The organism is Desulfobacterales bacterium (assembly GCA_034003325.1).
Taxonomy (GTDB): Bacteria; Desulfobacterota; Desulfobacteria; order Desulfobacterales; family JAFDDL01; genus JAVEYW01.
Map to the genome: position 1 here is coordinate 1 of JAVEYW010000003.1, position 15,455 is coordinate 15,455.

The following is a 15,455-nucleotide window of genomic DNA, read 5'->3' on the forward strand; positions in this document are numbered from 1 at the left end:
TTACCGAGCCCTTTTGCCGCAGTATATCGATAAAGACGCCCTGACCAGCACGCCCTGTTGATCTGCCATTTTTTATTCCAATAATTCGAACCGCATCACCTGACATGATTTGTCCTCCATTCTGGGGACTATCATGCCAGGATTTTTCCAGGCTGTGAAGATGGGGTTTACCGGACGCTTACATTTCAAGCTCGCCGTGATAAAATAGCAGTGCCCATGCCGAAACCGACCCCAAAATGACCTTGCCACCTCTTCACCGAGAATCGCTGGGAAAAGCGGAGAAGGGTTGACTATACATCGAAATAACGATAGATAACCAAGTTGAAGCGATACAATCATGAAGTACATACGTTATCATAAGCATAAGTAAAAAGATCCCGCACAGATACAGTTGGAAATTGATTTTTAATGCCCCGTACGGAAGCACGAGGTTCTTTACACTGAAAAGAGATTCTTTACTCAGAAAACCGGAAAAAGCCAGAGAAAGGAGACGGGTATGCAATTTCATCATATGTGCCTCATTGTTAGTGATTTGAGCAAAGCTGTGCGGTTATGGCGGGATGTATTGGGGTTCAAGATCGACATTGAAATAACGATTCCAAATCAACCTGAACCCGGGCCGAACACCCTCATATACCCTCAGGCTATGGACGATGTCTTCGGCCATAGGGCAGCCAGGTCGAATATGGTGCTGCTATCATCCCCGGAAGGGGCTTTAATAGAATTGCAGCAAACCGTAATACCGGAAGTGAAAAAGACACCGAATGAATATCTGGGGTATGGATATACCGGTATCAGGGAACTCGCCCTTTCGGTTACGGATATTGATTCTTGGTTTAAAAAAGTGAGGGGGGCAGGCTTTGAGACAACGACCGATTATGTCTGGCCTTGTACCACTATTGGTAGAACTTTCACTTTTTTTGACCAGGATCGAAATGTGATACAGTTGTTCGAGGCTACCGCTGGCGGGTCATCGTGGTCTACCACAGAATGAAATGATCAGCACATATCATTATATCCCAAAATATGAAGGTTATTACCTGAATTTTGCACATTAAGGCACAAAGAAAGCGGAAACCATCTGGGAATCCTGTTATAAAGGGAGGTGAGAGCCTCCCACCTTAAAGACAGGAGTTACCCAAATGGTAAAAGAGAGTAAATCAAAAAAGCGGCAAAACCGCAAGGACAAAGGATTCAACAAAAGTGGCGGCAGGGCCAGAAAAATCAACGTTTCAACGCCACACGAGACGTGCAGCGAGCAGCTAAGCCCATTTGGCGGGCTTTTAGCGATGATCAAATTTTTTTGATTTGATCGGTTTCAGTCAAATATTTCACGCCATCTATCGAGCACCAACCAGGGAATGTTAGCGGCGGCGTGAAAATGTATCAAAAATGGCGGGTTGAAAATGCCGCCTCGATTTAATACGGGACATAGCAGCCGGAGCCGGTTTTTCCGATTTCGGCTGCTATGCTAAAAGCTCCCAAGATCCGCGATTAACAGTTATTTTGTGGGGAAATCTATTGAAAAACCTCGTTGATTCAGGTAGATATGTGTTGACAAGACGACATAACAACCGAACCAACGAGGTGAGGCTAATGATAAAACAAACCGTGCTCCCATTCAAGCTTGAAGAAACGAAGGATCTGATCACGTCAAATGCCGGCCTGGCGCTTTTAGGGGAATTTGTGGTGGGCTTGGGATTGTTAGAAGCCCTGGACAATCATTTGCCGGCGCCGGGCAGTAGCGTTGGATACCGTTCGAGTGAACATATATTTCCACTGATACTGATGCTAAGCGGAGGTGGCCGAAGCCTGGAAGATTTGCGGCAGATCAGAGATGACAAGGGCTTGCGTGAAGTCATAGGATTGAGACGGATGCCATCATCTGATGCTGCCGGTGACTGGCTGCGAAGAAGTGGCACAAACGGTTCTCTTGGAAAGCTTGGCGAGGTCAACCGTAAGGTGATAAAGCGCGGGCTCAAGTACGACGGGATCAAAGGATATACGTTGGATATCGATGCAACGGGGATTGAGGCGGAGAAGGAATTGGCCAAGATGACTTACAAAGGATCTTTTGGCTACATGCCCATCGTGGGCCATTTGGCGGAAAACGGTCTGGTTATAGGCGATGAATTTCGTGAAGGAAACCAGGCCCCGCAGCCGGGAACCTTGAATTTATAAAATACTGTGAGAAACAATTACCCAAGGGCAAACATGTCAAAGCGGTTAGGGCGGATAGCGCAGCTTATCAGGCTGATATAATTAACTATTGCAATTCAAATGATATAGAGTTTGCGATTGGCGCAGATCTTGATAAGGCGTTGGTAAGTTTGATTAAAAGCCTTGGGGCCAATGATTGGAGGACTTATCAGAATGGATCTATCGCCGAAACGGTGCACTGCATGAACAAGACCCGGAAGGCGTTTCGCCTGATAGTGATCTGGCGGCCGATCCAGGGCAAATTGTTTGATGAAACCGGGGAAAAGGAAAGATATACTGTGATAGCGACCAATCGGAGCGAAGATCCTGAGCAGGTAGTGCAGTGGTACAATCAGCGAGGTCAGTGCAGCGAGAATCGGATCAAGGAACTCAAGATCGGCTTTGGGATGGAAAGGATGCCGTGCGGTCAGTTTGAGGCCAATGCGGTATTTTTTCGCATCGGCGTATTGGCATATAATGTCGGTCGGCTATTTGTTCTGAAGACATTGGACAAAACTTGGCACCGTCATCAGGTGCAAACGCTGCGTTGGAAATTATACGGAACAGCGGGAAAGATAGTTTTCCATGGACGAGAAGTATGGCTGAAGGTGAGACGGCGATTGCGAGGCCTATTTTCGCAGATACGGTTGAAAAGTTGGCAGTTTGCAACCGGATAAAGACAAGCCGATATATACACCAGCAAGTAATCCGGGGGGAAGAGGCTTGTCCAAATGGCGCCATAAATGCGATTTACTAAATGAAGCAAGCTGTTTTTCTGTAAAATAATGGGTACGCAGAGCGTCAGCAGACCGTTTTGGAAGATTTTTTTACCCAACTCGGCCAAAAAACCACTTCACATAAAGCCAATCGCGGATCTTGGGTATCTTGAAAAGCTTGCCGATGGAGAAGCGGCATTGCGCCAAGACCGCGCCACCCGGCATCGGCTCCGCATGGCGCGCTTCCCGGTCATCAAAACCCTGGATCAGTTCAACTGGAGCTGGCCGAAAAGCATTAATCGTCTCCAGGTTCAAAACCTCTTTCGGCTTCAGTTTGTCCAAGGCAAGTCCAATATTATCTTTCTCGGCGGCGTGGGGCTCGGAAACCCACTTGGCCTCAGCCTTGGGCTATAACGCCTGTCTGAAAGGGTATAAGGTTTTATTTACCACGGCCGTTGACATCGTCAACACCCTCGCGGCAGCCCAAGCTGCCGGACGCATCAAGGAAGCGTTGAAAAAATACACCCAACCGGCACTTCTCGTCATGGACGAGCTTGGTTTTTTACCCATGGACAAGGCCGGCGCGGATCTTCTCTTCCAGGTAATCAGTCTGCGTTATGAGCGAGGGGCAATGGTAATCACATCCAACCGTGCCTATAACGACCGGCCAGAGATCTTTAACAACGACAGCACCCTGACCTCCGCTATCCTGGACAGGTTGTTGCATTACGCTGAAACCGTGCTTGTGGAAGGGAAAAGTTATCGCATGAAAGATAAAATCGAAAATTGAAAGCAGCTTTTAGCATAGCGCCGGAATCGGGAAAACCGGTTCCGGCTGCTATGTCCCGCATTAAATCGTGGTGGCATTTTCAACCCGCCATTTTTGATACATTTTCATGCCGCCGCTAACAACACACAGGTGATCGTTCATGTTCCTAAACGCATAACCGATCCGGCGGATGCGTGGGGATGGATTCAGGCAATGGCTTATTCCACTGATCACACACAGTCCGAATTGCAGCGTTACAGGCGAGTGTGCAAGGCGCTTTGCGGCATGTCGGATTGTGAGTGCGGGGTTGTTCGATAATTTGGATCCTAGGGCCCGGATCTTCCCGGGTGTCCGATCTTGAGACAATGACCGCCTCTTCGAGGCGGTTTTTTTGTTGCCCGATTTTTTTTACTCTGATTACAATGTGCTTACACAGTCCAAAAACTTAAAAGGGGCTACAGCTTGTTTCCGCTGTAACCCCTTTTTTTTATGGTACCGGAGGTCGGAATCGAACCGACATGGAGTTGCCCCCGCGGGATTTTGAGTCCCGTGCGTCTACCAGTTTCACCACTCCGGCAATAAAGTTGACCCTCTATATGCCAAGTTGGAAGCGATTGTCAATAAGGAATAGCTGCCAACCAGGGTCAGGTCAAAGTTAATCCGGAACGCCGATGAGGCGTAGGACGCCTTGGCCAAGTCTTGCGCAAGCACGCAGGGCGGGCGCAATGTGGGGGACACCCGCCATACGCAGCAACGAGATGGCTATATTGCGCAAACTGGTCATAATTTGGGCTCCGTTGCCTTTTCGGACTTGACTACGGTCCTCGTCAAAGGTGACGTCTCGGACCCAATGCAGGCGGTTTTCGATTGCCCAATGACCACGAGCCAAATTCAATAGGCGCTCCGGCTCGGCACGATCAGGGGTAAGACTGGTAACCCCATAGACGGTTTCGGTGTGTTGTTTGCCGTTGACCAATTTTGTGATGTCGCGTTGGATGCAAAAACATTGTGCGACATGCGGGAAAGCAAGATAATTATTGAGTTCAGTGTTGGTCCAAACATGGCGCAGCTCCAAGCGGCCATGGGCTTTATAGATGGTGGTGTGTGCAGGGGGGAAAAGCGCTGAGATTCAGCGTCGCGATGTCATTGCGCAGGGTGGGTTGATTCTCTTTGACAATAAACAGGTAATCGGCCCGCTTTTTTTCTACGATATAACGGGCCGTATCGTGCTGAGTGTGCAGCGCATCGGCGGTTACGACCGCACCTTGCAGGGGCAGAGGCGCAAGAAGTTCGGGCAGTTGGGGAATTTCGTTTGTTTTTTCTTTGACAGCCATTTGGCCGATTACCAGGGCCTCTTGGTGCAAAATGGCGCTGAGCAGGTGGACAGGTCGCTGGCCCGCATCATGGGCTCCGCGCAGTGTTTTGCCATCAGCGGCCACCGCACGTCCGGCCAAAGGGCAGTGTTGCACTATCCAATTGCCGATTTGGGAGTCCCACAGATCAGCATTCAGAGACTGTAAAACGCGCCGGATGGTGGGTTCCGAGGGTGGTTTGGGCCGTTTGGAGCCAAGCTTACGCAGCGCCTCACGGCTCAACGTTTCGGCCCATTCAGCGATGGCGGTAAAACTGCGTGCTCCGGACAGCGAGGCGCAGATGGCAATTGCCACGACAGTGACTACCGGATGGCGCACTCCGCGTGGCTTTCGGGGGTCGGCCACAGTTTTTAGCAGATCCATCAGTCCACCATGACCTTGCAGGGGCAGTTGATTGATGTCGATCATCGCGGTGCACTCCTTTCCAGGTGCGCCAACAGAAGTCAAAAACGGGGCGCGTAAATGCCGGGAGGCATCGGCCACCAAAGGGCGCACCAATAAAAGCTTTGGTTGGCCGTTATGCCAGTAGCCCTTGTTGCTTTTGGAATAGCCTTGCGTTGAACCGAGCACTTGCCAACCGGCGGCCCGGTAGCACGTACCGGCAAAGCGGGCACTATCGACAAAGGTTTCTGCCAGCAAAAGGGGATGCCCATGGTAAAGCTGCCAGTCTTGGCTCAGGCGCTTGAGGTTCAATGCCAATAGGTGTGAGGCCAAATTGGGGATGCGCCAATCGGGCAGGATCAAAAAACGAACATTGTTGGCAATCAAATGCAACCGTTTGAACTGCAACGCCCGGTCCCATCCAATCCATTGATCCCGGGCAGCACACTTAAGTGCCGCAGAGCCCCAGCCAAGAAGGGCTACCCATTGGGTTTCATTAGTGGTGGCAACATAGCAAAGGGATTTTCCTACGATCCGCTCAAAGCCGAGATAGTGGTACTGGCGCATCAATGTACGCCAACGATCCATCTCGTCGCGTCGGACGGGACGTAAAACAAAGCGGGGTGGGCTGGTTGAAGGCGAAATTTTTAAGTTGCTTATAAAAGCAACTTAACAAATTCGAACTCAAAAAGTCAGCGCTATTTCGTGGCCTTCTGATTTCTTACACTTGCGCGACTTTGACGGAGCCCTGGAATAGCTGCCATTATTGCCTTGACTGGAATAATTCCTTCCCGAAGAATGTGTGGCGGCTCAACCGTCACATCAACGACGGTTGAACCGATGCCGCCTTTGAGGCGCCCCGCATTGATGACAAGATCAGCCGACCGAATAATACTCTGTGAAATCTCTGAAATTTGCTTACAGCCCGGTTCTCCGGATATATTGGCGCTGGTTCCGGTTATCGGGCGTCCTGCTTCACGGACCAACTGTTTCGCGACCGGATGAAGCGGCAGTCGAACGCCTATTTTTCCGGTGCCGGCCGTCAAACCGACCGGCAACATAGAATTGGCCTCAAAAATAATCGTCACGCTGCCGGGCCAAAAAATATCCATTATTCGTTCGGCTGCAGGAGAAATGTGATTCGTGATGTTGAGTAAATCCTTTCTGCTCGGAATCAAAATCAGAAGCGGACTTTCGAGTGGCCGGCGTTTCAACTTAAACACCTGATCAATAGCATCCGTATTAAAGGCATCCGCTCCCAAGCCATAAAGGCACTGAGTCGGGAACACAATAACGCCACCGCCGCGAATCTTTTCCGCACCGATTCGAATGTGGTCCGCTTCGGGCCTCTCCGGGTCAATGGTTATGATGTTGGATTCTGGCATGCGCACCGGTCAGATAAGCGAATTCGGCTTAAAAACTCGCCAACGCTGCCGCCTTTTTATTTACGGATTCAGCCATTTCCAGCTTGAAGCCCACTAATTCCCTAGCGACGGTTTCATCCGCAAGCGATAGAATTTGGGCGGCCAGTATCGCGGCATTTCGTGCCCCCGATTTACCGATGGATACGGTTGCAACCGGCACGCCGGGGGGCATCTGGACCGTAGACAAAAGGGAATCGAGCCCCTGAAGGCAAGAGGAGTCGATGGGAACACCGATGACGGGCAAGGTAGTGTGCGCTGCCAAGACACCGGCCAAATGAGCCGCGTGTCCGGCGCCGGCGATAATAACCTGAATCCCTCGGCTGCGTGCCGTGGCGGCCAGCTCCATGGCACGTTCAGGCGTACGGTGCGCCGATGCAACCGTCATTTCAAAGGGAATGTCAAATTTTTTAAGAATGGCGGCCGCCTCATCCATGACCGGCAGGTCCGAATCACTGCCCATGACGATGCTGATTCTTGGTTTGATGCGCATTCGCAAGCTCGCTTTTTCACCGATATCTTTTCGATAATGCATATCCGGCCAATTGATTTTAGATACAGCCTGATACGCTTTCTTAATGGCGGATTGAACGGTATCCCCAAGCGCCGTAACCCCCAATACCCTGCCGCCACTGGTCACGACAGTTTTCTCCCGTGTGCTGGTGCCCGCATGGAAGACGACCACGTCCTTCATTCGTTTTGCCGCATCGAGTCCGGCTATGGGTGCGCCTTTTTTATAATTTCCGGGATAGCCGCCCGAAGCCAGGACCACGCAAACCGAAGCCCGTGGATCAATATCCAGTTTAAGCCGGTCCAGCCGCCCTTCAATGACCGCGTCCATGATGTCCACGATATCGCTTTTTAAGCGGATCAGCAGGGGTTGGGCTTCCGGATCTCCGAAGCGCCCGTTAAATTCCAGAACGTTAATCTTATCCTTATCGATCATCAACCCCGCATACAAAACGCCTTTATAGGGTCTGCCCTCAGCGGCCATGGCCTTCACCGTGGGGTACATGATTTCTTTCATTATTTTTTCATGCAATTGCCTGTCAACGATGGGCGCGGGACTGTACGCGCCCATACCGCCCGTGTTGGGTCCCTCGTCTTGATCAAAAACCGCTTTATGATCTTGTGAAGAGGGAAGGGGAAGGATCGTTTTGCCGTCCGTAAAAGCTAAAAAAGATGCTTCTTCGCCGGACAGACATTCTTCAATTAAGACTTTTTGACCGGCATCCCCGAAAGCCTTGTTAACCATAATATCCTGAAGCGCCGCGAGGGCTTCATGAATGGTCTTGCAAACCATGACGCCCTTTCCGGCGGCCAACCCGTCCGCCTTTACGACAAGCGGCGCACCGGTGTTACGGACATAGGCTTCCGCCTGTTTGTAGCTGGTAAAGCTGCATCCGGCGGCAGTGGGAATGCCGTATGTTTTCATCAATTCTTTGGCGAATGATTTGCTGGCCTCGATTTGCGCTGCTTTTTGAGAGGCGCCGAAAATTCTCAATCCTTCGGCTTCAAATGCATCCACAATGCCGGTTGAGAGCGGTCCCTCCGGTCCGACCACGGTCAGATCGATTTTTTCCTTTTTGGCGAACGCAAGCAACTGGTCATTCTCTTCAGTGCCTATCGGAACACAAACGGCCAAGGACGCAATTCCGGCATTGCCGGGGGCGCAATAAATTTTTTTTACGCGAGGACTTTGGGATATCTTCCACACCAACGCGTGTTCCCTACCGCCACCGCCAATAACCAGTACTTTCATGCGCCTCCTCCATGCATTGTTAATTATTCTAATCCGGCAAAGCCGGAAGCTTGGCGGCTGGACTGCTTGGCAGCCAACGACCTTCTTTGATGATGCACGCTTTTTCGTGCGTGTTTCTGATAAAGGGCCTATGGCTGTCCGAGAAAATTCAGTAGACCCTTTCTCCCCCCCCGTTCAAGCGATACAGTCGCTATATTTTTATATGATTTTCAAGACTTAACCTTATTAATTCATCCAATAGATGAGCAAAACTCATGCCCGCAGCACGGGCGGATATCGGTAACAGGCTTGTAGGGGTCATTCCCGGTATCGTGTTGGTTTCAATAATATAAATCTCCCTATCTTTTAATATCATATCGGTACGGCTGTAGCCCTTGCAGTATAGTGCGCGATGGGCCATTTTGCCGTATTGTTGCGCCTTTTCCGTCAGCGCGTCATCAATACGAGCCGGGCATATTTCCTGCGTGTGTCCCGGCGTGTACTTGGCTTCGTAATCAAAAAAGTCGTGCATTTTATCGGGGATGATCTCAACCAGCGGCAAGGCTTTGAGGTCTTCGTTTCCAATGACGGAACAGGTTAATTCCACCCCTTTGATAAAGGCTTCCAGCAGAACGGTTCGATCATTGGCAAAAGCCTTGGCGATCGCCTCCGTCAAACCATCCTGTGATTTGACAATGGACATGCCGATACTTGAACCGCTGGAAGCGGGTTTCACCACGATCGGCAACCCCAGGCGGCATATCCACGCTTCAACTTGAAGCGGGTCCCCTTTTCTGACAACCTCATAGGCGGGAACCAGCAAGCCTGCGAATTCGTACAGTTGCTTGGAAGCGGCCTTGTTCATGGCAAGCGCGCTGCCAAGAACGCCGCTGCCCTGGTACGGTATGCCCAGAAGCTCGAGCAAACCCTGAATGGTGCCATCCTCTCCCATCGGGCCGTGCAGGATAATCAGTGCAATATCGATCCGGTGGGCATTCGACACCAGTTTGTCCAAATCCGTTTTGGAGTCAAAGCGCAGGATATTATATTTTTCTTTATCCAACGCGTCCTGAACCTGAGCGGCGCTTTTCAGAGAAACCTGTCGCTCCGTCGAGGTACCGCCGCAGATCAAAGCCAAATTCAACTTGTCCATGAAATCGTTATTTCTTTGTGTCAACGCAGGTGGTTGGTTTAAGTGCTGAAGATGTATGCCGCTGAATTGTCATTGGTGCCGAACCCGTGGCCTATGATGCCTAATGAACTTAAATTTTAAACAAGTTGCGCTTAAAGCGGTTATATTCATCGGGTGTGATCAAATCCTTTTCAAGCAAATTGGCGAGTTCGGTAAGCTCGCGCAGGCGTGCTGCCGACGGGTCTTCCAATTGCGGGCGGTTGTCACCGGCTGAAATAACAATGGGTGGATTCGCATCGTGCTGGCCCACTTTGAATGACGCAAGCCCCCCCATAAGACTTATTTCAAATGATTTTCCTTGTAACAAGGGAGAATTCAGGGTTTCACGCAATGACTTTCCCTGGGCCTTGATTCGTCGGTAAAAATAATAACCGGAGCCAAGAAGGAGGGCGCATCCGCCAATGAAAATCCAAGGCATATAGGCTACGATGCCTCGAAAGAATATCACCAGCATTCCCATTGCTGCGATTAAAATAACATGTAAAATCAATATAAAGTAGGCCAGCATCACGCCTTTGAACAAGCCGGTCTCCTTTTTTGTTACCGTAGTCATTCTTATTGCCTTTAATACCATCAACCCATGTCGCGTAAAACGGTTTAGCAGCCTACTTTTTTTCCTTCGCAAGGGAGCCGAATCGCTCGGAGAGCTTTTCCCTATATTGCTGCGGCATTTCAAATTGTGCATTGCCGTTTCGCATCGCGTTGAATTTCATGATCAAAAAATTTAATTTTTTCAGTAACCGGTACGCTTGAACCGTGTCTTTCATGCCAGCCAACAGGGTTTCTGTTTGAATAATCTCTTTTTTGGTTTCGATTTCAGGTGGCGTACAATCCGCATTCTTTAAAATTTTGTATGCCAGTCGTAAATCTTCCGGGATGAATTGGTCATCGGCAAATACAAGCGGTTTTCCGGCACCCGGCAGGTTGTCAAATTGCCCGGTGCGCTGGGCCTGCATAATTCGTTCTTCAACAATTTTTTCAAAACCTGTAAACATATCTGTTCGTTATAAATAATTAGCCATAAAACCATTAAAGCCGTAGTGCTTGACCGATATGTGTCATGTTCATGATATTATACAATTGGCTGTTTGTTTTCAATACCAAAACGGTTGAAGGTCGATTGAAATAACTTTGGGGGGGATGTTCTGTTGGCGGATATGGGCGTAGTTTAATCGTAAAACGAAGCAAAACGTTGCGCTTGGCCGCAAAAAGAAGCGCAAAAAAGGTGATAAGGCGGATATTTTTCGTCGGTCACCGTTACCGCACGGGATTATTCAGAACGCCCCGCTTAAAAAGATCGAAAGCAAAATTGAGTGCTTCTTTGATGTCAATTTTTCTTTCTTCCATGAATTCTTTGCTGGCTTCCCACAGCACTACCCCTGAGAAAAGGCACCAATAGGTGTTTGCCAATGATTCCGGAGCGGAGTTGATAAAGTATCCGGCGTTAATGCCGTCGCGGAAAATATCGGTAAGCACCCGCATGGATTTTCCGACCAGTTCATGGAATTCAGACAATAACTGTTCCGATAAGTTTCTTAATGCTTCGCTGGATTGGAGATGAAACATGTTGATGATAGAGGCGGTATCAAAATCATACACATCATACATGGCGGATTTGAGGATTTCGAGCCTATCGTTCGAGCTGTTTTCCATTACCGCTTTGACCTCTTCCAGCCGAATGACCAGGTACTGAAGGATCCTCAACGATAAGGATGCAAACAATTCCTCCTTGTTTTTGAAATAAAGATACAGCGTGCCGGCGCTCAGTTCAGCTTCATTGGCGATATCCTCAATGGTGGTGCGAGAAAACCCTTTGTATAGAAACACTCGCTTTGCTGCCACCAGAATTTGTTGCCTGCGCCGTTCTTTTTCCCGCTCTTTTCTTTGCTGTATTCCCATGTGAATAACCTGTCTTTTAGTTGCAGAAGCGTGTTCATATAATGTATTAAGTTCATTCGGTCAAGGCCAAAACGGCCTTGATCATCTTTTCGGCCAAGTCCCTACGGTAGAGAGGCCGCCCCAGGGTGTTTTTAGAAGAGCGGCAGGCTGTTTAAGCGACAGCGAGTTCCTGCCGGTCTGGAAAAAACACCCTGGCGTGGCCGAAACCATGATCATGGCCGCAAAAACGTATGTTTCGGGGAACGGATAGGAGGTGTGATATGAGTGTGTTGGTGCATTTTTCGATTTTTCCGATGGATAAAGGTGACCATTTGAGCGGATATGTCGCACGGGCGTTGCGTATTATTCAAAAAAGCGGCTTGCCTTACAGGCTCGAAGCCATGGGAACCACCATCGAGGGCGAATGGGAAGAGATAATAAACGTGGTAACCCGGTGCTATGAAGACCTGAATGCCGATTGCGGCCGGATTTTAATCAATTTGAAAATGGACTGCAAAAGAGGGCAGGGCGGCCGAATGACGGAAAAGGTGCGAACCGTTGAGGCAAAGCTTTAAATAACTGAGCTATTTTCAAAACGTTTCAGTTCGGTCGAGGTCAAGGCGCGCGAAAATTTCAACCGGAGGAATACATTAAGTATTTTGAGGATTGAAATTTGAGCGCAACGCAGAGATCGGCCGAAATGGGGCGTTTTGAAACTGGCTCAACTGAAAACGGTAACCGCCTATTGTATTCTACCCATTGAAAGATCCTCGGGAGCGATCTGCATTCGTTTGTTAAAGTCTTTCGTTTCCCAAATGGAGTCTTCCTCCTGTTTTTTCTTGGATTTCTTTCGGGTGGCAGACGATTTTTTGGATGTGCTCAAAAGCGATTCGCCGGATTGAGCGCCTTGAGCTGGCATCGTCGCGACATGCTCCGATCCGGATCCGGGGGATAGTGCGGAGAGCTTTTGAATATAGAGCATTTTATTTCGTTCCGTGTCGGCGACGAGGTTGCTCATCTGTTCCAGCGCGGCCTTGCTGTTTTGCTTAGATCCTTCGAGAACTTCCAGCTTCAGAATTTCCAGTTCGGCATTTCTGCTGATGATAAACTTTTTTAAATCCATTCGAATTCGTGCGGCTTCTTCCGATACGGTGGCTGGTAGCTGCCCCTGATGGACCTTCTCTGTCATCTCATTATATTTATTTTCGAAAATATTAAGCAGATATGAAGCGTCATCCGTTTCTTCAACTACTTGAGCCGTTTCCTCGACATCATCTTCTGACGAATCCTGCGCGTAGAGCGGAGAAAAGGGTGAAAAACAGTATGACATGATTATCAGTATAAGAACTAGCAAGGATCGTAGACGTAACACCGAAACCTCCGATTGATGGTTAAAAAGGGCCGGAAATAAAATGACTGACATGAAATTTGGTTGCAGATTATATGATTGGAAATAATTTGTCGATATAAAAAGAACATATAAAAAGAACGTTCACTGCAAGCGGGGGGACGTCCATTATAAAAGGAATGATTTTTTATGTTTTAAAATATGGCTATCGCTTGATTCCCATTTTGTCTTCGCATATGATGACACCCAATATTTTGTACGTCGGTGTTGTTTTTTTAAATTAAACTTTAGTGCGTTTTTGCTGGCGATCGATTAGCGGCGCGGAAGATGATACAGGAGCCGATCATGAATATGCACCATATTTTATTTTTACCGCACAACAAAACAGTTGAAGTACCCGACGGGGAAAATTTGATTCGCGCCGCCATGGAAGCCGGCGTCCACATCAATGCGTCCTGCGGCGGCGAAGGCGTTTGTGGAAAATGTCGCGTTATTATTGAATCCGGAGAGGTGGCAGGCGGTATTACCGCGCATCTGTCCCCGGAGGACCAGGAAAAAGGATATCGTCAGGCTTGTCTGGCAACGGTTAAGAGTGATCTGGTCGTTAGAATTCCCATCGAGTCGGAGATTGATGCCAGTGTGCTGAATATGCAAAGCACACCAAGAAAAACCGCTCGCATCAAGCAGCCGAATTTTGATGACCTGAAAGAGCGGGGGCTGTTTGTTCCTCCCGTCGAAAAAAGATATCTGGTGCTTCCCGCGCCCGACGCACAGGATAACCAATCCGATATTTCGCGCATCGTTAATTTTTTAAACATCGAGCATGGCGAGCATCGGCTGGAGGTTGATCTTTCGGTCATTAGGAAAATACCCCAAATTATCAGAGAGGCCGATTTCAAAGTGACTGTCACTCTAGCCAGGCCGGTCCGGGAAGTCGGCAAAAGCCGCATCATCAATGTGCAGGCAGGGGATACCACCGAACGCAACTACGCCATCGCCATGGATATCGGAACAACCACCATCTATGGCCAGTTAATTGATCTGGTTTCCGGAGAGGTTCTGGCCGAATACGGCGATTTTAACGGCCAGATCAGTTATGGCGAGGATGTCATCAGCCGAATGGTTTTTGCCGAAAAGCCGGGCGGGTTGGAAAAATTGAGCGATGTCGTTAATGAAACCATGAATAATGTGATTTATAAAATTGTCAGAAAGGCAAAGGTGGACAAGGACGATATTTCCACCATCACGCTATCCGGCAATACGACCATGACGCAGTTGTGGTTAAAGGTGGATACTCGGTATATACGGCGCTCACCCTATGTTCCGGCGACGGCGCTATACCCGCCTTTCAATGCTTCGGAATTGGGCCTTGACCTGGGAGATCATGTCACGGCACTTGTCTATCCTCAGGTTTCCAGTTATGTGGGCGGTGATATCGTGGCCGGCGTGATGGGTTCGGGCATGTACTTATCCGATGCCATTACCCTCTATATGGATATCGGAACCAATGCCGAGATTGTGATTGGAAACAAGGACTGGTTAGCCTGTGCTGCCTGCTCGGCCGGCCCGGCCTTTGAAGGGGGGGGGATCAAACTCGGTATGCGGGCGACAAAAGGGGCTATCGAAGACTTTTCCATTGATCCGGTCACCCTGGAGCCCATGAACATTACCATTGGTCGCGTGCGGCCCAAGGGCATCTGCGGCTCGGGGTTGATTATCATTGTCGCTACCCTTTTTGAAGTCGGGGTTATCGACAACCGGGGGAAATTCAACCGCGATCTGAATACGCCGAGAATACGCGAAAAAGAGGGGATTTATGAATATGTGCTGGCATGGGCGGCTGAAAGCCAGATTGACCGGGATGTGGTGCTGACCGAGCCGGATATTGATAACCTGATTCGCGCCAAAGGCGCCATGTACTCGGGGTGCCAGACATTATTGGAGGAGGTCGGGCTGCGAATGGAGGATATTGATCATATTATTCTCGCCGGTGGCTTCGGCAGTTATGTGGATTTGGAAAAAGCCATGACCATCGGCTTGTTGCCCGAAACGGACCCGGAGAAAGTGACCTTCATCGGCAACGGCTCGCTCATGGGGGCCCGTATGAGTTCATTGACCAATCGAATCCGCAAGGATGTTTCCGGCGTGCGAAACAAGATGACCAATTTTGAATTGTCGGAAACACGGTCCTTCATGGATCACTATATTGCGGCGCTTTTTTTGCCGCATACGGATATCAATCTTTTCCCCAGATTGAAAAAACGGCTGGATTTGCGACGATCCTTTCAAAGCTGATTCGATTCCTACCTTTTTAGAATAGTATCCGCCTCTTGCGACCGAGACCATCCAAAAAGGTGCATGCGCGGAGGCGGTGTTGTTTTACAAGGGGCACCCCTTCGGTTGGCAATAGCATATATCCATTTGTTATTACAATGAA

Annotated in this window: 11 protein-coding genes, 1 tRNA gene and 2 pseudogenes; 5 read left to right on the plus strand and 9 right to left on the minus strand. The window is 49.3% G+C overall.

Features of this window, described 5'->3' with window-relative positions; all coding sequences use genetic code 11:
* The first annotated feature begins 496 nt into the window (after positions 1-496).
* From RBT11_03680 to istB, 3 genes and pseudogenes are all read left to right on the plus strand, one after another.
* Positions 497-994: a VOC family protein gene (locus RBT11_03680; protein MDX9785851.1), complete on the plus strand. Its 498-nt coding sequence runs from the start codon at positions 497-499 to the stop codon at positions 992-994.
* 527 nt (positions 995-1,521) lie between these two features.
* Positions 1,522-2,876 (plus strand): annotated as a pseudogene (locus RBT11_03685) (IS1380 family transposase).
* 108 nt (positions 2,877-2,984) lie between these two features.
* Positions 2,985-3,705: pseudogene (gene istB, locus RBT11_03690) on the plus strand (IS21-like element helper ATPase IstB).
* A gap of 469 nt (positions 3,706-4,174) precedes the next feature.
* Here the strand turns inward: istB and RBT11_03695 are convergent.
* The 8 genes from RBT11_03695 to RBT11_03730 form a co-directional block, all read right to left on the minus strand.
* Positions 4,175-4,261 (minus strand) — tRNA-Leu (locus RBT11_03695).
* A gap of 511 nt (positions 4,262-4,772) precedes the next feature.
* Positions 4,773-6,098 carry an ISAs1 family transposase gene (locus tag RBT11_03700; protein ID MDX9785852.1) on the minus strand — a complete coding sequence of 442 codons (1,326 nt, stop codon included), beginning with the start codon at positions 6,096-6,098 and terminating at the stop codon, positions 4,773-4,775.
* Positions 6,099-6,136: 38 nt separating this feature from the next.
* Positions 6,137-6,823, minus strand: coding sequence for an L-threonylcarbamoyladenylate synthase (locus tag RBT11_03705; GenBank protein MDX9785853.1), 687 nt, complete (start codon positions 6,821-6,823; stop codon positions 6,137-6,139).
* A 28-nt stretch (positions 6,824-6,851) separates the two neighbouring features.
* A complete protein-coding gene (gene purD / locus RBT11_03710; GenBank protein ID MDX9785854.1) occupies positions 6,852-8,621 on the minus strand; it encodes a phosphoribosylamine--glycine ligase in 1,770 nt (589 codons plus the stop codon).
* 190 nt (positions 8,622-8,811) lie between these two features.
* On the minus strand, positions 8,812-9,753 hold the full coding sequence (locus RBT11_03715; GenBank protein ID MDX9785855.1) for a D-alanine--D-alanine ligase: 942 nt from the start codon (positions 9,751-9,753) through the stop codon (positions 8,812-8,814).
* A 109-nt stretch (positions 9,754-9,862) separates the two neighbouring features.
* Positions 9,863-10,315 carry a hypothetical protein gene (locus tag RBT11_03720; GenBank protein ID MDX9785856.1) on the minus strand — a complete coding sequence of 151 codons (453 nt, stop codon included), beginning with the start codon at positions 10,313-10,315 and terminating at the stop codon, positions 9,863-9,865.
* An 82-nt stretch (positions 10,316-10,397) separates the two neighbouring features.
* Positions 10,398-10,787, minus strand: coding sequence for a DUF1992 domain-containing protein (locus tag RBT11_03725; protein ID MDX9785857.1), 390 nt, complete (start codon positions 10,785-10,787; stop codon positions 10,398-10,400).
* Positions 10,788-11,049: 262 nt separating this feature from the next.
* Positions 11,050-11,691 (minus strand): TetR/AcrR family transcriptional regulator, encoded by a 642-nt coding sequence (locus RBT11_03730; GenBank protein ID MDX9785858.1) that lies wholly within the window; start codon positions 11,689-11,691, stop codon positions 11,050-11,052.
* 260 nt (positions 11,692-11,951) lie between these two features.
* On the opposite strand from RBT11_03730, the gene RBT11_03735 reads away from it, so the two are divergent.
* Positions 11,952-12,245: an MTH1187 family thiamine-binding protein gene (locus tag RBT11_03735; GenBank protein ID MDX9785859.1), complete on the plus strand. Its 294-nt coding sequence runs from the start codon at positions 11,952-11,954 to the stop codon at positions 12,243-12,245.
* A gap of 167 nt (positions 12,246-12,412) precedes the next feature.
* Here the strand turns inward: RBT11_03735 and RBT11_03740 are convergent, their stop codons facing one another.
* Entirely contained in the window at positions 12,413-13,000 is a 588-nt protein-coding gene (locus tag RBT11_03740) for a hypothetical protein (GenBank protein ID MDX9785860.1), read from the minus strand.
* A gap of 363 nt (positions 13,001-13,363) precedes the next feature.
* On the opposite strand from RBT11_03740, the gene RBT11_03745 reads away from it, so the two are divergent.
* Entirely contained in the window at positions 13,364-15,313 is a 1,950-nt protein-coding gene (locus RBT11_03745) for an ASKHA domain-containing protein (protein MDX9785861.1), read from the plus strand.
* Positions 15,314-15,455 lie beyond the last annotated feature (142 nt).

Excerpts from the sequence above, each read along its gene's own strand:
- RBT11_03740 (MDX9785860.1), bottom strand. The coding sequence starts at position 13,000 with ATGTCATACTGTTTTTCACCCTTTTCTCCGCTCTACGCGCAGGATTCG.
- RBT11_03735 (MDX9785859.1), top strand. The coding sequence starts at position 11,952 with ATGAGTGTGTTGGTGCATTTTTCGATTTTTCCGATGGATAAAGGTGAC.
- purD (MDX9785854.1), bottom strand. The coding sequence starts at position 8,621 with ATGAAAGTACTGGTTATTGGCGGTGGCGGTAGGGAACACGCGTTGGTG.
- RBT11_03730 (MDX9785858.1), bottom strand. The coding sequence starts at position 11,691 with ATGGGAATACAGCAAAGAAAAGAGCGGGAAAAAGAACGGCGCAGGCAA.
- RBT11_03680 (MDX9785851.1), top strand. The coding sequence starts at position 497 with ATGCAATTTCATCATATGTGCCTCATTGTTAGTGATTTGAGCAAAGCT.
- RBT11_03705 (MDX9785853.1), bottom strand. The coding sequence starts at position 6,823 with ATGCCAGAATCCAACATCATAACCATTGACCCGGAGAGGCCCGAAGCG.
- RBT11_03715 (MDX9785855.1), bottom strand. The coding sequence starts at position 9,753 with ATGGACAAGTTGAATTTGGCTTTGATCTGCGGCGGTACCTCGACGGAG.
- RBT11_03725 (MDX9785857.1), bottom strand. The coding sequence starts at position 10,787 with ATGTTTACAGGTTTTGAAAAAATTGTTGAAGAACGAATTATGCAGGCC.
- RBT11_03745 (MDX9785861.1), top strand. The coding sequence starts at position 13,364 with ATGAATATGCACCATATTTTATTTTTACCGCACAACAAAACAGTTGAA.